The 19,307-nt window shown below is 40.9% G+C and carries 19 protein-coding genes; 9 read left to right on the top strand and 10 right to left on the bottom strand.

Annotated features, from left to right (window positions below; all coding sequences use genetic code 11):
* Positions 1-89: 89 nt before the first annotated feature.
* Complete coding sequence (locus J7338_RS07155; RefSeq protein WP_210796407.1) at positions 90-746, top strand: NAD(P)H-dependent oxidoreductase; 657 nt, start codon at positions 90-92, stop codon at positions 744-746.
* A gap of 304 nt (positions 747-1,050) precedes the next feature.
* The gene (locus J7338_RS07150; RefSeq protein WP_210796406.1) at positions 1,051-2,250 is read left to right on the top strand and encodes an Nramp family divalent metal transporter; all 1,200 of its coding nucleotides are present in this window, start codon (positions 1,051-1,053) and stop codon (positions 2,248-2,250) included.
* Positions 2,251-2,341: 91 nt separating this feature from the next.
* On the opposite strand, the gene serS is transcribed toward J7338_RS07150, so the two are convergent.
* The 6 genes from serS to lrp all read right to left on the bottom strand — a co-directional run bounded on the left by serS (position 2,342) and on the right by lrp (position 9,147).
* The gene (serS, locus tag J7338_RS07145) at positions 2,342-3,640 is read right to left on the bottom strand and encodes a serine--tRNA ligase (protein WP_210796405.1); all 1,299 of its coding nucleotides are present in this window, start codon (positions 3,638-3,640) and stop codon (positions 2,342-2,344) included.
* A gap of 8 nt (positions 3,641-3,648) precedes the next feature.
* Positions 3,649-4,011 carry a fluoride efflux transporter CrcB gene (gene crcB, locus J7338_RS07140; protein ID WP_415837810.1) on the bottom strand — a complete coding sequence of 121 codons (363 nt, stop codon included), beginning with the start codon at positions 4,009-4,011 and terminating at the stop codon, positions 3,649-3,651.
* Positions 4,012-4,021: 10 nt separating this feature from the next.
* A complete protein-coding gene (locus J7338_RS07135; RefSeq protein WP_210796403.1) occupies positions 4,022-5,365 on the bottom strand; it encodes a replication-associated recombination protein A in 1,344 nt (447 codons plus the stop codon).
* Positions 5,366-5,370: 5 nt separating this feature from the next.
* On the bottom strand, positions 5,371-6,012 hold the full coding sequence (lolA, locus tag J7338_RS07130) for an outer membrane lipoprotein periplasmic chaperone LolA (protein ID WP_210796402.1): 642 nt from the start codon (positions 6,010-6,012) through the stop codon (positions 5,371-5,373).
* Positions 6,013-8,481 carry a DNA translocase FtsK gene (locus J7338_RS07125; RefSeq protein WP_210796401.1) on the bottom strand — a complete coding sequence of 823 codons (2,469 nt, stop codon included), beginning with the start codon at positions 8,479-8,481 and terminating at the stop codon, positions 6,013-6,015. It lies immediately after the preceding gene.
* Positions 8,482-8,667: 186 nt separating this feature from the next.
* On the bottom strand, positions 8,668-9,147 hold the full coding sequence (gene lrp, locus J7338_RS07120) for a leucine-responsive transcriptional regulator Lrp (protein WP_210796400.1): 480 nt from the start codon (positions 9,145-9,147) through the stop codon (positions 8,668-8,670).
* A gap of 140 nt (positions 9,148-9,287) precedes the next feature.
* On the opposite strand from lrp, the gene ald reads away from it, so the two are divergent.
* Positions 9,288-10,409, top strand: coding sequence for an alanine dehydrogenase (gene ald, locus J7338_RS07115; RefSeq protein ID WP_210796399.1), 1,122 nt, complete (start codon positions 9,288-9,290; stop codon positions 10,407-10,409).
* 72 nt (positions 10,410-10,481) lie between these two features.
* Here ald and J7338_RS07110 read toward each other — a convergent pair whose 3' ends face one another.
* Entirely contained in the window at positions 10,482-11,279 is a 798-nt protein-coding gene (locus tag J7338_RS07110) for a M48 family metallopeptidase (protein ID WP_210796398.1), read from the bottom strand.
* Between the two features lie 192 nt (positions 11,280-11,471).
* Between J7338_RS07110 and J7338_RS07105 the strand changes: the two genes are divergently transcribed.
* Positions 11,472-12,671 (top strand): Bcr/CflA family efflux MFS transporter, encoded by a 1,200-nt coding sequence (locus J7338_RS07105; RefSeq protein WP_210796397.1) that lies wholly within the window; start codon positions 11,472-11,474, stop codon positions 12,669-12,671.
* Positions 12,672-12,698: 27 nt separating this feature from the next.
* Here the strand turns inward: J7338_RS07105 and grpE are convergent, their stop codons facing one another.
* Both grpE and J7338_RS07095 read right to left on the bottom strand, forming a co-directional pair.
* The gene (gene grpE, locus J7338_RS07100; protein ID WP_210796396.1) at positions 12,699-13,307 is read right to left on the bottom strand and encodes a nucleotide exchange factor GrpE; all 609 of its coding nucleotides are present in this window, start codon (positions 13,305-13,307) and stop codon (positions 12,699-12,701) included.
* Between the two features lie 58 nt (positions 13,308-13,365).
* The gene (locus J7338_RS07095; protein ID WP_145242204.1) at positions 13,366-14,331 is read right to left on the bottom strand and encodes an HrcA family transcriptional regulator; all 966 of its coding nucleotides are present in this window, start codon (positions 14,329-14,331) and stop codon (positions 13,366-13,368) included.
* Between the two features lie 100 nt (positions 14,332-14,431).
* Between J7338_RS07095 and nadK the strand changes: the two genes are divergently transcribed.
* The 5 genes from nadK (at position 14,432) to J7338_RS07070 (ending at position 18,658) form a co-directional block, all read left to right on the top strand.
* A complete protein-coding gene (gene nadK / locus J7338_RS07090; RefSeq protein WP_210796395.1) occupies positions 14,432-15,316 on the top strand; it encodes an NAD(+) kinase in 885 nt (294 codons plus the stop codon).
* Positions 15,317-15,394: 78 nt separating this feature from the next.
* A complete protein-coding gene (locus J7338_RS07085; protein ID WP_210796394.1) occupies positions 15,395-15,946 on the top strand; it encodes a hypothetical protein in 552 nt (183 codons plus the stop codon).
* Between the two features lie 80 nt (positions 15,947-16,026).
* Positions 16,027-17,700, top strand: a complete 1,674-nt coding sequence (gene recN / locus J7338_RS07080) for a DNA repair protein RecN (protein WP_210796393.1) — start codon at positions 16,027-16,029, stop codon at positions 17,698-17,700.
* Between the two features lie 109 nt (positions 17,701-17,809).
* Positions 17,810-18,235 (top strand): hypothetical protein, encoded by a 426-nt coding sequence (locus tag J7338_RS07075; protein WP_145242198.1) that lies wholly within the window; start codon positions 17,810-17,812, stop codon positions 18,233-18,235.
* A 102-nt stretch (positions 18,236-18,337) separates the two neighbouring features.
* Positions 18,338-18,658, top strand: coding sequence for a GRAM domain-containing protein (locus J7338_RS07070; protein WP_210796392.1), 321 nt, complete (start codon positions 18,338-18,340; stop codon positions 18,656-18,658).
* Between the two features lie 17 nt (positions 18,659-18,675).
* Here J7338_RS07070 and J7338_RS07065 read toward each other — a convergent pair whose 3' ends face one another.
* On the bottom strand, positions 18,676-18,894 hold the full coding sequence (locus J7338_RS07065; RefSeq protein ID WP_210796391.1) for a hypothetical protein: 219 nt from the start codon (positions 18,892-18,894) through the stop codon (positions 18,676-18,678).
* Positions 18,895-19,307 lie beyond the last annotated feature (413 nt).

Raw genomic sequence — 19,307 nt, 5'->3', positions numbered from 1 at the left:
TTCAATAATTATGCTGTTTATCAAAAGTAATGCAAGCGCTATCATCCGCTTCATTCAACAGCTTTAATTATTCGCTACAGGAACCAATTATGACACACCCAATTATTACTGACTTAGAAGCTCGTTACACAGCAAAAAAATATGATGCAACTAAACGTGTATCGGCAGAAGATTTAGCTGTTATCTGCCAAGCTATGCGTTTATCTCCGTCATCAATTAATTCGCAGCCATGGAAATTCATTGTAATTGAGTCTGATCAAGCAAAACAACGAATGCATGATACTTTTGCTAACAAGTTTCAATTTAATCAGCCGCATATTAAAACTGCATCACACATTATTTTGTTTACTTACAACCCGAAATATACAAGGGAAGATTATGCAAAAGTGATTGACACTGATATCGCTAATGGCCGTACGCCAGCAAAAAATCGCGAGCAAGCCTTTGGCGCATATGCATTTGTTGACTTAAATACTGACGCATCTGGCAATAATGCCGCATGGACCAAAACACAAACCTATCTTGCACTTGGTAATACTATGCATGCTGTTGCGCGCTTAGGTATTGATTCAACACCAATGGAAGGCGTAGATAGCGAGCTAATTAGTGAACTTTTTGCGGATGAGTTAGATGGCTATATTTGTGAAGTAGCACTGGTGATCGGTTATCACGAAACACAAACCGACTATAATGCTAAACTGCCAAAATCACGTTTGAGTCAAGATCAAATTATTCAAGTGGTTTAAAAAATTGCAGGGCTCTTCATTGAGCCCATTGTTGAATTAGTTAAATTTAACAACCCATCCGCTATTATACAAATAGTCAAAAGTACGTTTTGCGTTATATCAATACTAAATATAATGAATACTCGTGACTAACATTTCTTAATTATCTACAAACAGCCAGTACCTTTACTACGTGATCAACAGAGCTTAATTGTTATAGTGCTTTTAACAGCATTAATTAACTTGTATGCTCTTACTGATAAATTAATATCAAACCAAGTGACTAAATACAGTTACAAACGTTACACAAACTCGAAGGTTACTTATGCGATTAGGACCAGGCCTACTTGTTACTGCTGCCTTTATTGGCCCAGGGACTATAACCACGGCCAGTATAGCGGGTGCCAATTTTGGCTTTACGTTGATTTGGACATTACTATTTTCAGTGATAGCGACCATATTATTGCAATCAATGGCTGCCCGCCTTGGTGTAGTAACAGGCCAAGATCTTGCCCAAGCACTGCGCACACATATACAGCACCCATTATTTAAACCCCTCGCCGCCTTTTTAGTGATCAGTGCCATTGGCGTTGGTAGCGCAGCTTATGAAGCCGGAAATTTAAGCGGCGCCACGATGGGATTAATTGAAATTTTTCCTCAAGTGCAAGCACAAGTTTGGACACCCTTAATCGCTATTTTCAGCGCCCTATTGCTTTATAGCGGCAAACATAAAGTGGTAGAAACCGCACTTATCTTTTTAGTGCTGTTGATGAGTTTAGTGTTTATCTCTACCTTGGTCATGGCCGCTCCACCTATGGCTCAAATATTTGCAGGCTTTATACCAAGTATACCTGAAGGCTCTATAACTACGGTATTAGCCTTAGTGGGTACCACCATTGTGCCTTACAACTTATTTTTACACTCAGGTATACTCGCCGCAAAACACGACAAGCAAATTGATCAACGTAAGCTCATCAAACACACTAATTTAGATACCGGTATCTCAATCACGCTGGGCGGGGTGATAACACTTGCAATTTTATCCACTGCATCGGTCGCTTTTTACGGCTCTGAGGTCGGTAAAGTCAGCGCAGCAAATATGGCGATGCAGTTAGAGCCATTACTAGGCAATGCTGCACATTACTTTTTTGCGATTGGCTTATTTGCCGCAGGGCTAACCAGCGCTATCACTGCTCCACTTGCTGGTGCATACGCCGTATGTGGCATGCTTGGTTGGTCTAATGATATGAACAATAACCGTTTTAAACTTGTCGCTATTGTTATTTTAGTATTTGGGGCTGCGGTTGCCTCACTTGGCTTAGACCCTGTTGCCGTGATCATCTTTGCTCAAGCCGCCAATGGCATATTACTGCCGATTGTGACCACTTACCTTGTATGGTTGGTTAATCAAAAATATGTAATGGGCGATTACACCAATTCAATGCTTGTCAACCTGCTGATCCTACCCGTGCTATTACTCATTTTCGGCCTAAGTAGCTATAAGCTGATTAGCTTGATTTTTTAGCTAGCCACTTTAAAAATAAAAAAGCCGCTGCTCATTACAAACAGCGGCTTATTTTCTTATAACTTACGGCTTAAAACTTAAAGCTATTACTTTATTTAATTACTTCAAGGCCGTTCATATACGGGCGTAGCACTTCTGGCACGATCACTGAACCATCGGCTTGTTGATAGTTTTCCAGAATAGCGACTAGGGTACGACCAACGGCTAAACCTGAGCCATTGAGTGTATGCAGTAACTCTGGCTTTTTCTCACCGGCACGACGAAAACGCGCTTGCATACGGCGCGCTTGGAAATCATGCATGTTTGAACATGATGAGATTTCACGGTAGGTATCTTGCGCTGGTAACCATACTTCTAAATCGTAGGTTTTTGCTGAGCCAAAGCCCATGTCACCCATACATAAAATTACTTTACGGTATGGTAGCTCTAGCGCTTGTAAGATTTGCTCTGCGTGACCTGTTAGCTCTTCCAATGCTTGCATTGAATCTTCTGGTTTTACCAGCTGTACTAGCTCAACTTTATCGAACTGGTGCTGACGGATAAGGCCTCGGGTATCACGACCATAGCTGCCTGCTTCACTTCTAAAGCACGGAGTGTGAGCTGTTAAACGAATTGGTAAATCTTTTTCGTCATAGATTTCATCACGGGCGCTGTTAGTAAGCGGTACTTCTGCTGTTGGAATTAAGCTAAAGCCTTCTTGTTCTTCACCGTCATCATTTACAAGACCTTTAGTGTGGAATAAGTCTTCTGCAAACTTAGGTAATTGGCCTGTACCGTATAAACTGTCGCGGTTTACTAAATACGGTACGTACATTTCTGTATAACCATTTTTATCTGTATGCGTGTCTAGCATAAATTGCACTAGTGCACGGTGCATGCGGGCCATTGCGCCGCGCATTACAGTAAAGCGTGAACCGGTAATTTTAACGCCCATTTCAAAATCAAGGCCGTTTAGATCTTGTCCTAAGTCGACATGATCTTTTACTGCAAAATCGTACTTTTTAGGCTCGCCCCAGGTTGAAATCTCAACGTTGTCAGATTCATCATCGCCCGCTGGTACTGATCCATCAGGTAAATTTGGGATAGCTAAAGAAATTTGCTTAAGCTCTTCTAAAATAGCGTCTTGCTCAGCTTTGACACTATCAAGTTGCGCGCCTAAGTTACTTACTGCATCTAACAATGGTTGTGCATCTTCGCCTTTAGCTTTAGCTTGGCCAATCGCTTTGGAGCTACTGTTACGCTCACTTTGTAATTCTTGTGTTTTTACTTGTAATGTTTTGCGTTTTTCTTCAAGTGCGCTGACAGTCGCAGTATCTAGCTCGTAACCACGTGCTGCTAGACGCGCAGCTGTTTGCTCGAGATCTTGACGTAATAATTTAGAATCTAACATGTTAGTTTTTAACCTTTTTGCATTACCAGCTGAAGGCCCAGCCAAGCCATAAAAATACACACCACCACATTTAAGGTGATATTGAGGGCCATTTTAAAAAAGTGACCTTGTTGTAATAACAACAACGAATCCATTGAAAATGTCGAGAAGGTGGTCAAAGCACCTAAAAAGCCAATCCCTATAAGGGTTTTAGCGGGGCTGGCGGTGATAATTTCACGCTCTATCAAACCGTACAAAATGCCCATCAACAATGAACCAAGAATATTAACTGCCAACGTGCCAAAAGGGAATCCCCTACCAAGTAGTTTTAGCATGGTTTCACTAATAAAAAACCGTAAACAGGCACCTGAGGCTCCTCCTGCAGCAATCATGAGATATATTTTAAGGCTTGTCATAACGTTTTATGTCACTGTGATGATCACGCTCTTTTAAATAGTCGAGCTTTTGCTTTATTTTTTGTTCTAAGCCACGATCCGTTGGAAAGTAATATTGCTTATCGGCTATCTGCTCTGGAAAGTACTTTTCTCCTGCAGCATAGCCGCCTTCTTCATTGTGCGCATAGCGATACTGCGCACCATACCCTAAGTCTTTCATTAAGTTAGTTGGTGCATTACGTAAATGCTCTGGCACTGGGTAACTTGGCTCGTTTTGCGCATCCGCTTTGGCTTGATTAAACGCCGCGTACACCGCATTACTCTTTGGTGCGCTAGCGAGGTAAATCGTAGCTTGTGCAATTGCACGCTCGCCTTCACTTGGTCCAACTCGCTGAAATATATCCCATGCATTGAGGGCCACTTCCATGGCACGCGGATCAGCATTACCAATATCTTCAGTGGCGATGGCGAGTAACCGCCTTGCAACATACAGCGGATCCCCGCCACCGGCTAAAATACGACAATACCAATACAAAGCACCATCTGGAGAGCTGCCTCGTACTGACTTATGAAAGGCTGAGATCAAATCGTAAAATTCATCACCCCCTTTGTCATACTTGGCTAAATGCGTTGGCAATACTTGACTGAGTACATGCTCATCAACTAAGTATTGGCCATTTTGCTCTACGGTTAAATCAATCGCCTGCTCAAGTAAATTAAGCACTTTACGAGCATCGCCATCACTGGCTTGGCACAACGCTTGTTTAGCATTTTGAGCAAGTAGCACGGTTTTATTTTTCAGTTCATCATCGTTTGCAAGCGCTCGCTCAATAACAAGATGTAAATCAGTATCTTGCAGCGATTTTAGGACATATACTCGTGCTCGCGATAAAATCGCGTTGTTTAGTGCAAACGAGGGATTCTCGGTGGTGGCACCAACAAAAATAAAGGTGCCATCCTCTATGTGTGGTAAAAACGCATCTTGCTGGGATTTATTAAAACGATGTACTTCGTCAACAAACAGTAAGGTACGTTGGCCACGACCTTCAAGGTTATTACGCGCTTCACTCACCGCATCACGAATGTCTTTAATGCCTGCCGTTACCGCCGACATTTGAATAAGCGCCGCATCGGCATGGTTGGCAATAATTTGCGCTAAAGTAGTTTTACCAACGCCTGGCGGCCCCCACAAAATAAGACTGTGGCAACGCCCAGCTAAAATAGCTTGATAAAGTGGTTTTTCTTGGCTTAATAAATGTTGCTGGCCAATATACTGATCTAAACTGGTTGGTCGCATGCGCGCCGCAAGCGGGCGCACATCGGGGCCAAAATTAAAGCCTAAATTACTCACCTACACTACTCACCTTGACTTTGATCGTCTATTTCAACGCCTTCAGGAATACTAAACTCAAAGGTTGAAGTCGCAAGGCTTTGATTTACTTTAGTGTCGCTAAAAGTAAATGTAGATGATTGTCCTGAGCTATCTTTAATCAATAATGACGCTAAGCCGACTTTATCTGCTGCAAACACAATATCCAGCTGTTCAACTTGGCTTTCAACGTCTTTATTAGGTATAACACTGAACCCTGTATCCGTGGCGTGTACTTGGTACTTTTGCCATTGCGCCGGATCTTTGGAGGTGAGTAATACAAACGGCGTTGAATCAATCAAACTGTGAGTATTCATAATCGTTACTTGCTCAGCAAAGCTGTCGAAGTAATAGGTTTTATCGCCATTTGATACAAATAACGTGTCATCAGGGCTGGCTTGTTGCCAACGGATCATCATTGGCTGTTGTAAGGCGATAGTACCTTCACCTTGCATAATTGGTTGGCCTTGGTCGTCATTAACTTGCTGCGCAAATTGCGCTTGAAAACTCTTTAAACCGGCCAGTTTATCTTGTAATGCTTGGCTGTCATCCGTTGCACTGTCATTTGCAAATACTGATGCAGATAAAAAACAGCTAATTGCTAAGGCTAAATATTTAATTTGTTTCATTTAATTTGCTCCACCATTGGGCACTAATACATCTCGGGCACCGTTATGACCTGGTGCACTTACAATACCCGATGTTTCCATTTGTTCAACCAAACGTGCGGCACGGTTGTAACCAACACGTAATTTTCGCTGCACACTTGAAACTGACACTTTGCCTGTTTCAACAACAAATGACACGGCTTCATCATAAAGCGGATCTGATTCTTCATCCGCGTTTTCACTGGCTTCACCTGGAAGTAGAATATCTTCGGTAGCGTCACCATTTAAAATTTCGTCTATATAATTTGGTTTTGCACGTGCTTTCCAGTCATTCACCACCGCATGTACTTCATGATCATCAACAAACGCGCCATGTACACGCACCGGCACACTAGTACCTGGCGGTAAATACAGCATGTCACCCATACCTAGCAGATTTTCTGCGCCTTGTTGATCTAAGATGGTACGCGAGTCAATTTTACTTGATACCTGAAACGCCATTCGCGTTGGGATATTCGCTTTAATTAAACCAGTAATTACATCAACCGATGGCCGCTGTGTTGCTAGTATTAAATGAATACCTGCCGCTCGGGCTTTTTGCGCAATACGGGCAATTAGCTCTTCAACTTTTTTACCAACAATCATCATCATGTCAGCAAATTCGTCAATCACCACCACGATACTCGGTAACTTACCTAACTCGTCTGGTCCTTCTTTCATACCATCAGTATCTTTAAATAATGGATCGAGAATCGGGTAACCCGCCTCTTTCGCATCCAATACCTTTTGGTTGTAACCTTTTAAGTTACGAACACCTAGCGCCGACATTAACTTATAACGACGTTCCATCTCACCTACACACCAACGCAGCGCATTGGCAGCTTCTTTCATATCGGTGACCACTTCACACAGTAAATGTGGGATACCTTCGTAAACAGAAAGTTCCAACATTTTCGGGTCAATCATGATCATACGTACATCATCAGGGCCTGATTTGTACAGTAAGCTTAATATCATTACATTAACGCCCACTGACTTACCTGAACCTGTGGTACCTGCCACCAGTAAATGCGGCATTTTACCCAAATCAGCACAGATTGGCTCACCGGCAATATCTTTACCTAAGACCATAGTCAGTGGCGATGGATTTTGCTCAAATTTTGGCGCGTCGATTACTTCTGATAACCGCACTATTTCTCGGTGTTTATTAGGTAATTCAATCCCTACATAGGTTTTACCCGGAATAACTTCAACCACTCGGACACTGACCGCTGATAGCGAGCGGGCTAAATCTTTAGCAAGACCAGTAATTTTAGAAACTTTAATACCCGGTGCTAAATCAAGCTCAAAACGGGTTACAACAGGTCCAGGGTATACGGCAACAACCGTAGCTTGAACGTTAAAATCAAGGAGTTTAGTTTCAACTAACCTCGATACCGCTTCAAGCTCTTCTGGTGAAATTGGGTTTTTGGCTTTATCTGGTCTATCTAACAAATCAAGCGTAGGCAATGGCGTACTTGGCGGCTTTTCTTCGAGTAGCTGCTCAAACTTTTCTTTTGCGGTAGGTGGAGGCTGATAGGTACTCTTTGGTTTTGGCATTGGTCTTGCTGGCGAAACCACAGTAGTCACTGGTTTTTCAGGCTCAGTAACATGGCTTTGATCAAGCGCATTTAAGGCAGCCGCAGTGTCCATTGGTTCATCATCAATGGCGCTAAAATTAATTTCTTGATCCAAAATGTCATCCAAATCATCAAATGCAGGATGAGACTCTTGATTTGACACCGCACTATCACTATCCACTTTTGGTTCTGAAAAGCGAATGGCGGGTGTTTCTTTACGTGTTTGTTGCTCATTAACAGGGTCTTGTTCAATTACAACTTCAGTATTTGCAGTACGTTCACGTTGTAACCATGCTTTTAAGTGATGGGCAATAAAACGATAACCTCGCATGATCAAATCGCCAATAAAATCGACACATTGCACCCACGACACGCCTGTTAATAATGTTAATCCAGCAAAAAAGAAACATAATAATAAAATCGAGGTACCGGTAAAGTTAAATGCAGGCATCATCGCTGAAGCTATCACATCACCGACTACCCCACCGGATGAAAAATTATAAATATCATCAAAATTAATACTACTGATAGCCGTTGCTGAAGTGATAAATAATGCAAAACCAATCACTCTAAGCGATAACGTTGTATAGTCGAGTTGAAATATTCTATGAGGTTGCTTAAATAATAAGTAGCCAAATATTTGCAGTGCAGCTGGCACAAAATAAGCTAACCAGCCAAATGTCAGCAATAAAATATCGGCGATCCACGCACCTGCAGCTCCAGTTATGTTTCTTACATTGTCATAACCTGTTTGCGACCAACTTGGATCTGCAGGATCAAAACTGACCAGCGCACACAATATAAATATTGCAGCAAAGGTGCTAATTATTAAACCGGTTTCTAATAGTCTTTGTACACCGTTTAGGCGCATAACTCGCTATTCCTCATTTTTCTTTGTACTTCTTTGTACTCATTCTTAGCAATGGAATACCTTAGCAGGAAATACTTTTTGTTGCACTTTATCTTAACCATGATGGCCTGATTATGAACAGGTTTTTATTAATCGCGCATGTAGCAATAATACAACTTAAGTAGTTACTAAAAAATGGTGCATAGATCAGCTAATATATGGGCGAATAATCACCCCTTGCTCGCCTTTTACTTCTTCCATAACAACATAGGTACGGCTTTCACTAACGTTCGGTAGCTTGAGCAGAATATCCCCTAATACGCCACGATATTCAGACATATCATTTACGCGGGTTTTTAGTAAAAAGTCAAAGTTACCCGAGACTAAATGACATTCGATAATTTCATCATGCTTTTTAACTGCAGCACTAAATTCATCAAACACATCAGGTGATGTTTTAGTGATTGTCACTTCGACGTACACCGATAAACCTTGCCCAAGTTTAGCAGGGTCAACCACGGCTTTATAACCGACAATGTAACCTTCGCGTTCGAGCTTTTTTACACGCTCTAAACAAGGCGTTGCACTAAGCCCCACACGTCGAGCTAATTCAACATTTGACACTCGGCCATCGTGCTGCAGCTCTATTAAAATCTTACGGTCAATACGGTCTAATAACTCATGCATAATAACAACTAGTTTTTTATACTGTTTAAAATCTGTTTTTAGATTATATCACTAGAGTGGCGATAAAAAAAGGTGAGACACACTGGCAGTACATGAATATAATAGTGAAAAATTTTATCCCGTTCTATTAAGGCAATATTATGATTATCGGTGTACCTAAAGAAATAAAAAACCATGAATACCGTGTAGGTATGGTTCCTGCGAGTGTTCGTGAGTTAGTAAATCACGGCCACCAAGTTTTTGTTGAAACTGATGCAGGTATGGGCATTGGCTTCACTAACGAAGATTACACACTGGCAGGTGCAGAAATCCTAGCAACTGCTGCTGAGGTTTTCGCAACAGCAGAGATGATTATAAAAGTAAAAGAGCCACAAGCCGTTGAACGTGCAATGCTGCGTGAAGACCAAATTCTTTTCACTTACTTACACCTTGCACCAGATTTTCCACAAACTGAAGACCTAATCAAAAGCAAAGCAATTTGTATCGCGTACGAAACAGTAACTGATTCACGCGGTGGTTTGCCACTACTTGCACCTATGAGTGAAGTTGCTGGCCGTATGTCTATTCAAGCTGGTGCACAAGCGCTTGAAAAATCAAACCATGGTCGTGGCATGCTACTTGGCGGCGTACCGGGTGTTGAGCCTGCTAAAGTTGTTGTTATTGGCGGCGGCATGGTTGGTCGTAGCGCAGCACAAATGGCTGTTGGCCTTGGTGCTGATGTTGTGGTACTTGATCGTAACATTGACGTACTACGTGCACTTGACGCTCAGTTTGGTAATAAAGTTAAAGCGATTTACTCAACAGCTGATGCACTTGAAAAGCATGTACTTGAAGCTGACCTAGTAATTGGTGGCGTACTTATCCCAGGTGCTGCTGCACCTAAACTAGTTACTGCTGAGCACATTAAAGCGATGAAGCCTGGCTCTGCTATTGTTGACGTAGCAATCGACCAAGGTGGTTGTATCGCAACGTCTAAAGCAACCACACACGCTGATCCGACCTTCATCGTTGATGACGTAGTTCACTACTGTGTTGCTAACATGCCAGGTGCTGTACCACGTACATCTACTTTCGCACTTAACAATGCAACCTTACCTTTCATCATTAACCTTGCAAACAAAGGTTATAAGAAAGCATTACTTGATGATGCTAACTTCCTTAAAGGTCTTAACGTGATCAAAGGCCAAGTAACTTATAAAGAAGTTGCTGAAGCCTTCAACATGCCATACGTAGATCCACGTACTGCTGTTGAAAACGCATAACTAGCGTTTAAAATAATAAAAAGCCTATGAACATCAGTTCACAGGCTTTTTTTATATCACTAAAAAAATGTATTACAGCTTACATTGTGGATTTTTACCCACCGATTTTGCTGCTTTTTGCTTATTTAATGCTTGTGGCAATTTTGCTTGTAGCTCTTTAATGCGGTTAGCAGGTGCTGGGTGAGTAGACATAAATTCAGGTGTATTACCACTGCCTGCTTTACTCATATTCTGCCAAAGTGTTACGGATTCTTTTGGATTAAATCCGGCTTTTGCCATTAAATCTAAACCCACTTGGTCAGCCTCAGATTCATGAGAGCGACTAAATGGTAAAATAACGCCGTACTGCGCACCTAAACCAAGACCTTGCAGAATTTCGTTACGATATTGTACATTGCCCATTTCAAGTGCAGCACTGCCCACTTGCATACCGGTTTGTAGCAAGGAACTTTGTGATACACGTTCATTAGAGTGCTCAGCAATGACATGCCCTACTTCGTGCCCGATAACGGTTGCTAGCTGATCTTGATTTTCAGCCACTTTTAACAACCCTGTGTACACACCAATATAGCCACCGGGTAATGCAAACGCGTTAGCTGAATCGTCTTCAAATACCACCACTTCCCACGCCTGAGTTGCGTACTGTTGCGGTAATACTGCAATCACATCGTCAGCAATACACTTTACATACGCATTTACTTGAGGATTATTATTAATTTTTTGATTCTTTTTCATATCAGCAAAGCTTTGCTGACCCATCTGACTCATTTGTTGATCAGAATAAAGCGCAATTTGCGTGCGCCCTGTTGGTGATGTTTTACAACCCGCTAATACAGCGGTGGCAAGCACAGCCAAAACTAATTTTTTCATTGTATTCTCTTAACTAACAATTTAACTGTTCTTAGAATAGCAAACCAGCCTGCAATTGAATATATCGACTGCCACTAAAAACATCTGTTGCGTTCTATTGCTGTTAAAGACGATAGTTAGCATGCAAACTAAGTACCCAAGACTAATTGTCGCTGTTACAATAGCAGCCTCTTTTTGTTTAATGGGTTAGTCATGCAGGACTCGGTTTCTTTAAATAAACGCATTCTATTACCTTTACTCGCCAGTATTGTTGCAATTACGCCATTGGCAATCGATATGTATCTACCGGCCATGTTAGTGATTGCTAACGACCTTAATACTACAATGCCTAATGTACAAATATCATTAAGCATATATTTAGCCGGCTATGCGCTGGGAATGCTATTTTTTGGCCCAATCGCAGATCAAATTGGTCGTCGCGTGTTAACAAAGGTCGGCTTAGCATTGTTTGGCTTAAGCTCTGTCGCGTTAGCCTTTTGTAATGACATTCATCTATTTTGGGCTTTGCGGGGAGTACAAGCATTCACAGGTGCTGCTGCAACCGTTGTGGTGCCAGGGATAATTCGTCATATTTATAAACAAGATACTGCTAAAGGAATGTCGTATGTATCGATGATCATGATGGTCGCGCCCTTAGTCGCACCAACGGTTGGATCAATGATCATGGGCTTATCTCACTGGCAAACAATCTTTTTAGTACTGGCCAGTTACAGCTTTGTTATTTTAGCCTTGGTACAAATATACTTAATCGATATCCCTATTTTCAAAAGCCCGATGAAAGGTTTTGCACTATTTTTCGATAGCTATAAAACCGTATTTAAAAATAAAGATACCCGAGCAGATATAGCCAGCTCAATGTTTGTCTCATTCGGCTTTTTTTGCTTTTTAACCGCTGTGCCCTTTGTATACCTTGATTACTTTAAAGTATCAGAACAATTATTTGGTGTTTTATTTGCTTTCAATGTCATGGCGCTCATGTTTGGTAACTTTTTAAATACCCGCCTAGTACCACGTATTGGTTCACGAAAAATGCTGTATTATGGATTAGCGGTCGGCTTTGTAGCTGGCAGTGCCCTACTCACATTTAGCATATTACACCTATCGCTGTATTTTATTGTTGCAGCTATTGCTCCTCTAATGATGAGTTTAGGGATTACCGCTAGTAATGCTGATGCATTGATCTTAATGCAGTTTGAAGAGCGTTCTGGCACCGCTACGGCGGTTATTGGTACATTACGCTTTGGCAGTGGTGCGTTAGTCGGTCCAATTTTAGCCTTAATGCATGCACAAAGTGCGGTACCATTTTCAAGCTTAATGTTCAGCGCATTAGTATTAACACTAATAGCCCAGCTTTGGCACCGAGCTAGAAATAAAAAAAATGCCCGTAGTTAACGGGCATTTTTTTACTAAGCGACTTATTTATTCAGCTGCTTTAGATACCATCACCATTGCAGGGCGTAATAAACGACCATTTAATGTATACCCTTTTTGCATCACTGCTAATACAGTGTTAGGTGTTACATCATTGCTTGGTTGAATCGACATTGCTTGGTGGAATTCAGGATTAAACTGCTCACCTTGTGGGTTAACAATTTCAACACCAAATTTTGCAACCGCATCGTTAAAGCTCTTAACTGTCATATCAATCCCTTCAAGCAATGGCTTTAAGGTTTCGTTTTCTTTGTCTGAGAACTCAATAGCACGTTCTAGATTATCAATAACAGGTAATAATTCGTTAGCGAACTTTTCAAGTGCAAATTTATGCGCTTTTTCTACATCTTGTGCAGCACGGCGACGAATATTATCAACGTCTGCAGCGGCACGTACTACGCTATCTTTTTGGTTTGCGATCGTTTGTTTCGCATCTTCAAGCTCAGCATAAAGCATAGCAATTTCAGCTTCAGGGCTAACTTCTTCGCTTTCGTGCGTGTCAGCCGCTTCTACAGCCGCTTCAACGTCTGCTTGCATTTGCTCTAGTTCTTCGTTTAATTCAACTTCTTGCTCTGGTGATTTTGTCTGCTCAGACATAATTTAAATGCTCCAATACTTTTCAATTGCGGTAATTATGGGGATTGAATCAAAAGATTCAAGAGCCAGATGACTCGATTAATTTAAATTCTTGAATGATTGCTTCAATTTGCGCCGATTTAGGACAAATTACACAAAAACGACTTTGATATTCTTGATTTTGAAAATACGGCACGCTGATCACCATCAATTCGTCGCAATCAGTAAATGGCAATTGTGACGTATTTAAAACCGACACACCATTTTTAAAAGCTAACTTATCTTCTACAAAGTTCAAAAATGAGACACCAATATTTAAGCTTTGTTCACAATCAATTTGCCGATATAGATAATTTTCGCCGACCACGATACTGTTATCTGAGCCTAATTTATGGCTCAGCTCACGGGTCCATTGATTTAACGAATCATGACAATTTCGTGGTGCTGTATTTGCCATTGCTTGCATACGGTACAAGCCTTCCATTAAAGTTTGCTGACTGAATACAGTATTAAGCCAAGTAGCGAATTGATAACGTACGGTGTCAGACGCATCATCTGGCTTATGAATACAAATGTTATGGCTTTGCCCTGCTCTATCTAACAGTAAAATAAGCCAATCGTTACTATCAAAATCCAACACTTCAACTCTAAAAACGTGTTGAGAACTTACTTGCGGCAGACCAACGCAGCAACACACTTGATAACGTTGGCTTATACCATGCGCCATCTCGACTAATTGCGCTTGGGCAGGCTGCCAATATTGCGCAATCTGCGACAGTGGGAAAAATTCACTTAGCCAATAATCAAACCCAGCATTGGTAGGCACCCGGCCAGCGGAGGTATGCGGTGAATACAGCAGGCCTATTTTTTCTAGGCGCGACATCGCATTTCTAACTGTTGCAGAGCACACGGCCATACCTTTTTGTTTAGCTATACGGCTAGACGCAACAGGTTGACCTTCACCATTACAGTACAGGCTCATTACGGCGGAAAATATTTGCTGATCTCGGGGGTTTAAATTCATAGTATCTACATCTTGCTGCATAGTAGGGATATCGGGGCGTAGTGAGTTTATTTCAAGGTTATTTTCAAACTTGTCACTTTTGGGTTACTCTACTGATATTAATACTATTGATGTGTTTATCATGGAATCACCGTTTAAAACCATAGGTTTAATTGGCAAACCCAATCACAGTAATGCAGCTGCAACTTTACAGCGCTTATACACTTTTTTAAATGCGTTAGGATTTAACGTGTTATTAGAGCAGAGAACCGGTCATCAATTAACCAATGTCCCCAAAGAAGAATTAGTCAAACTGGTTGAGCTTGGCGAACGTGCCGATCTCGCTATTGTGGTCGGTGGTGATGGTAATATGCTGGGAGCAGCAAGGGTATTAGCCCGATTTGACGTTGCTGTTATAGGCGTCAACAGAGGCAATTTAGGTTTCCTAACAGATTTAAACCCTGAAGGCTTTGAAGCTAGTTTAGAACAAGTATTAAGCGGTCAATATCTTGAAGAAAAACGCTTTTTACTAGAAGTAGCAGTGTATCGTCATGGCGAGTTAAAAAGTGCTAACTCAGCAGTGAATGAAGCCGTTTTACACGCCGATAAAGTCGCTCATATGATTGAATTTGAAGCCTTCGTTAATAACGATTTTGTTTTCTCGCAGCGCTCTGATGGTTTAATTGTCTCAACTCCTACTGGTTCAACAGCCTATTCACTGTCGGGAGGTGGACCCATTTTGACTCCAGAGCTAAATGCCATCTCATTAGTGCCGATGTTTCCGCATACATTATCAAGCCGACCATTAGTGGTTGATGCCGATAACGAAGTACGTTTAAAACTTAGTTTAGAGAATACCGACAGCTTACAAGTCAGTTGCGATAGTCATGTGGTGCTTGCCGTATTACCTGGCGATGAAGTGATAATTAAAAAAGCAGATAAGAAACTGCGGCTGATCCACCCCAAAGATTACTCTTACTATCATGTACTTCGCACTAAGCTCAACTGGGGTAGTCGTTTATATTAATTTTATTGCGCTCATTCAGACTTTAGAGCAAAATGAGCTGAATTCATTTATTACCTTTTCAAGGGAAATCAAACCGAAATGACGTATGTAGTTTTCTTTGCTTTATTATTATTAATAACGCTGCTTGGCAGTTATTTAGTAATTGAAAATAATCGCCGAAAAGCGCTTGAAGCGCAAAAAAAGCTATTTAATAACCGCGTTAAAGAAGTAACTCATCAGTTAAAAATTAAATTAAATGAGTACTGCGACGCAAAAATAATTCGTCCTAAATACATCCCAAGAATACAAGTAATCGCCAGTAATTTTTTTGTTGTACAACCCCATACTGACGAAAACTTATTGTATCTTGAACGCATAAACGAGTCATTGATCAGCACAATTAGCAGTGAGTTGGCGAAAACTTATGTCACAGGTGAACGAGATGCACTAGCTGAACGCTTAGATTTTTTTGTGGCTGAATTACCCATAGCCGGCGTTGCTTACAATAAAACGTTTTACCATGAACTTTTACCATCCATGATTAAAGTTTTATGCACTGATAGTTTATCTGCGAATCCAGAAGATTATGCCAAACCTGTTGATCCTGAAAATAATTTTGAGATATCAACCAGTGAGTTAGTAATAAACTAGACAGCGACATTAAAAATTAATTTGCAAAAAACCAAAACACTGTATAAATTAACAGTTAATTGACTGGATGGATGAACAGTATGTTAACTGGGTTAGAGATTAAAAATTTTGCAATTGTAAGCAATTTAAGCACCGAGTGGCAAAGCGGTATGACAGCCATTACGGGTGAAACAGGTGCCGGTAAATCTATTGCTATTGATGCCTTATCTTTATGTTTGGGTGAACGTGCCGAAGCCTCAGCTGTTCGCCCAGGCTCTGAGCGCGCTGAAATATGCGCCACCTTCGATTTAACCAACCTCCCCTTAGCTAAGCAGTTTTTAGAACAGCATTTGCTATCGAATGATGAGCAAGAGTGCTTACTTCGTCGTGTGGTGTGTAAAAATGGCCGCAGCAAAAGTTATATTAATGGCACCCCAGTCACTGCAGCCCAACTAAAAGAAATCGGTCAGTACTTGATCTCTATTCATGGTCAACATGCTCACCAATATTTGCTTAAAAGCGAACATCAACTCCAGCTATTAGACGCTTATGCAGGTCATCAACCTCTGGTTGAAGCAGTGCGCCAGCATTATCGTAATTGCCAAAACTTACAAAAAGAATTTACCGCGCTCGAACAAGCCCAGTTGCAACAAGCAGCGCAAAAGCAATTATTAGAGTACCAAGTAGCTGAGCTTGATGAGTTTGCTTTACAACCAGATGAATTTTCGCAAATTGAAGCCGAGCATTATAAGCTCAGCCACAGCCAAACTATTATTGAAGCATGCCAACGTGAGTTACAAAGCTTATACGAAAATGACGAGCAAAATGCCTGTTCCCTATTACAACATAGCGCGCAGCAATTTGCTGAGCTTGCCGGGTTTGATGAAAGCCTAGCTGGCGTGGCTGCATTACTCGAAGAAGCGGCTGTGCAAGTTGAGGAAGCGAGTCGTGAAATTCGTAATTATGCAGAGCAAGCTGAACTTGATCCGAGCAGACTCATTGACGTTGAAACACGATTAAGTGGTGCGATGGATTTATCACGTAAACACCATATTAAACCAGAAGACTTAGTTGAGTTTCACCAAAGTATCACACAAGAACTTGAGTCGATTAGTAATAACTCGACCCGTTTAACGCAACTTGAAGGTGAAATTAACCAAGCATTAGCAACTTATCAGCAAGCTGCGCAAACCCTAAGCGAAAGCCGTCATGAGGCCGCGCAGACATTAAATACATTGATCAGTGCAAGCATGGCGCATTTATCAATGGAAAATGGTGTGTTTGAAATCGCCCTTACACCACAACCTGAAAAAGCACCAAACAGCCTAGGTTTTGATAATGTAGCGTTTTTAGTATCAACCAACCCCGGGCAGCCATTACAACCACTGTCTAAAGTCGCCTCTGGCGGTGAGCTGTCGCGTATAAGTTTAGCGATACAAGTTATTATTGCGCAAAAAGTCACGACTCCTACGCTTATTTTTGATGAAGTGGATGTAGGTATTTCTGGACCAACTGCAGCAGCTGTAGGCAAGCTTTTACGTCAATTAGGTAAATCAACTCAGGTTATTTGTGTAACCCATTTACCACAAGTGGCCAGCTCGGGGCATCAGCAGTTTTTTGTGGCCAAAGAAATTGCCAATGGCGAAACCTTTACAAAAATGTTGCCACTCAGTAAACATGGCCGTATTGATGAAATTGCCCGTTTACTTGGTGGTGATAACATCAGTAAAACAGCCAAAGCTAACGCAAAAGAGTTAATTATGGCGCATGCTTAATTAAGCTAAAACAACACCTACGTTTAAACTATTTTTAAATACAACCACCCATTAAGCCTTACTGATATAAAGCAAGGCTTAATAACTAACAATAGAACACATATAAATCATGACGATAACAACATTGCCAATAAAATTAATTAGCCTTCTTTTTTGTTTTACACTTTTAACGGGTTGTAATGATTACTTTATAAATACCACGCAACTGACAAATAGCACATGGCAACCACTTTTAGTCATTGCATTTATTAGCCTATTTTTGATCCCATTAATTAGCTTAGCGCTGCTTATATTTAGTCAATGGAAGCACCTTCAGTTTAAAATAACTCTGCAACGTTATTTACATGGCTCACTTGTTTTAATGCTCGCCATAGCATGGTTTATCGAATTAAGCTTAGTGCAACGCGCTGATAACCGTATGGATTTGATGTTAACGCTGTGCGCGCTAGCCACTCAAATGGTATTAGTCGTGGCTGCTTTTGTACTTGTTAATAAACAACAAAAAATGCACCACCGCGCTAAAAACTTTCTGTAAAACACTGTTTGAAAAAACAATTTAAAACATTTATTTTACATAATTGACACATTTAATTTAGCAACATACACTCAATAAAATAAAAAATCGATGGAATGAATAATGAGCGCTACACAATCTAAAAACACCCAACTAAAACGTTGTTATGCAACATTACAACTGGGTGTTGCTAAAGCTGATGGCCGCCTTACTCTTACTGATAACCTGCTGCATTTTGAAGCCCTCAATAAACAACTTAACTTGGGTTGTTATGCCATCAAACTTAATAACATTTCCCATGTCGAAAAATGCGCAGCTAAAGCCGGCGGTTTAATCCCTATCACAACATCAGGGATTAAAATAACCACTAAAGAAAACCACCATCTGGAATTCATTTTGGCGGAACCTGATGAGTGGCTTAATTGCTTACAAGCGAGGCATTAAGCATTAAAAGAAAGGTACTAGGCGCTAGGCACCCCAACAAGTAACTCGGCGTTTAATTCACCACCGTAGGCTGGGTTGAGAGCAACGAAACCCAACGATGAATGATTAAAACTGAATGACGGCTTAGAGCGATAAGCGGTCATTGAGATTGGCTGAATATCGTCGTTAATTGATTGGTTAAACTGCTCTTTGCGCATATATTTATGAAAATGAGCGCTGCCCGCATATTGGTTCATTTAACTTTACCTAAAAAATTTAGAAAACTTAGTGATAGTAATGCCTTAGGTAATTTGTTAAAACTATATAAAGTAGATAAATGAGCGGGGAGTCGGCAGAAATATGCGCGATGAGCGCACTATTAAATTGTTAGGTTTCAAATCAAAAGGAGTTCACATGTTCAAGTTTTACGGATATTTCACATCGTGTTTGGGGACTATTGTTCTTATAATATTCTCTTTCTCATTCATTCTAGAGCAACGGATAGAAACTGGGTTGTTTGGACTATACGGTATACCTATAATTTGTGCTTTATATGCAACTTTGCGTTTTAAAAAGTTAATTATTAGTAAATCAGAGTTAGAGCAATTAAACCGAATAAAAGAGCTAGAGAGTGAAATAGAAAGAATGGAATTCACAAATAGTTAAAACC

The organism is Pseudoalteromonas ostreae (assembly GCF_018069805.1).
Classification (GTDB): domain Bacteria; phylum Pseudomonadota; class Gammaproteobacteria; order Enterobacterales; family Alteromonadaceae; genus Pseudoalteromonas; species Pseudoalteromonas ostreae.
The sequence above is the reverse complement of the archived record's forward strand: the minus strand, read 5'-3'. Positions and strand labels throughout refer to the sequence as shown.

Bases quoted from the DNA above. Each gene is read 5' to 3' on its own strand.
- J7338_RS07155 (WP_210796407.1), top strand. From the start codon at position 90: ATGACACACCCAATTATTACTGACTTAGAAGCTCGTTACACAGCAAAA.
- J7338_RS07150 (WP_210796406.1), top strand. From the start codon at position 1,051: ATGCGATTAGGACCAGGCCTACTTGTTACTGCTGCCTTTATTGGCCCA.
- serS (WP_210796405.1), bottom strand. From the start codon at position 3,640: ATGTTAGATTCTAAATTATTACGTCAAGATCTCGAGCAAACAGCTGCG.
- crcB (WP_415837810.1), bottom strand. From the start codon at position 4,011: ATGATTGCTGCAGGAGGAGCCTCAGGTGCCTGTTTACGGTTTTTTATT.
- lolA (WP_210796402.1), bottom strand. From the start codon at position 6,012: ATGAAACAAATTAAATATTTAGCCTTAGCAATTAGCTGTTTTTTATCT.
- J7338_RS07125 (WP_210796401.1), bottom strand. From the start codon at position 8,481: ATGCGCCTAAACGGTGTACAAAGACTATTAGAAACCGGTTTAATAATT.
- lrp (WP_210796400.1), bottom strand. From the start codon at position 9,147: ATGCATGAGTTATTAGACCGTATTGACCGTAAGATTTTAATAGAGCTG.
- ald (WP_210796399.1), top strand. From the start codon at position 9,288: ATGATTATCGGTGTACCTAAAGAAATAAAAAACCATGAATACCGTGTA.
- J7338_RS07110 (WP_210796398.1), bottom strand. From the start codon at position 11,279: ATGAAAAAATTAGTTTTGGCTGTGCTTGCCACCGCTGTATTAGCGGGT.
- J7338_RS07105 (WP_210796397.1), top strand. From the start codon at position 11,472: ATGCAGGACTCGGTTTCTTTAAATAAACGCATTCTATTACCTTTACTC.
- grpE (WP_210796396.1), bottom strand. From the start codon at position 13,307: ATGTCTGAGCAGACAAAATCACCAGAGCAAGAAGTTGAATTAAACGAA.
- J7338_RS07095 (WP_145242204.1), bottom strand. From the start codon at position 14,331: ATGCAGCAAGATGTAGATACTATGAATTTAAACCCCCGAGATCAGCAA.
- nadK (WP_210796395.1), top strand. From the start codon at position 14,432: ATGGAATCACCGTTTAAAACCATAGGTTTAATTGGCAAACCCAATCAC.
- J7338_RS07085 (WP_210796394.1), top strand. From the start codon at position 15,395: ATGACGTATGTAGTTTTCTTTGCTTTATTATTATTAATAACGCTGCTT.
- recN (WP_210796393.1), top strand. From the start codon at position 16,027: ATGTTAACTGGGTTAGAGATTAAAAATTTTGCAATTGTAAGCAATTTA.
- J7338_RS07075 (WP_145242198.1), top strand. From the start codon at position 17,810: ATGACGATAACAACATTGCCAATAAAATTAATTAGCCTTCTTTTTTGT.
- J7338_RS07070 (WP_210796392.1), top strand. From the start codon at position 18,338: ATGAGCGCTACACAATCTAAAAACACCCAACTAAAACGTTGTTATGCA.
- J7338_RS07065 (WP_210796391.1), bottom strand. From the start codon at position 18,894: ATGAACCAATATGCGGGCAGCGCTCATTTTCATAAATATATGCGCAAA.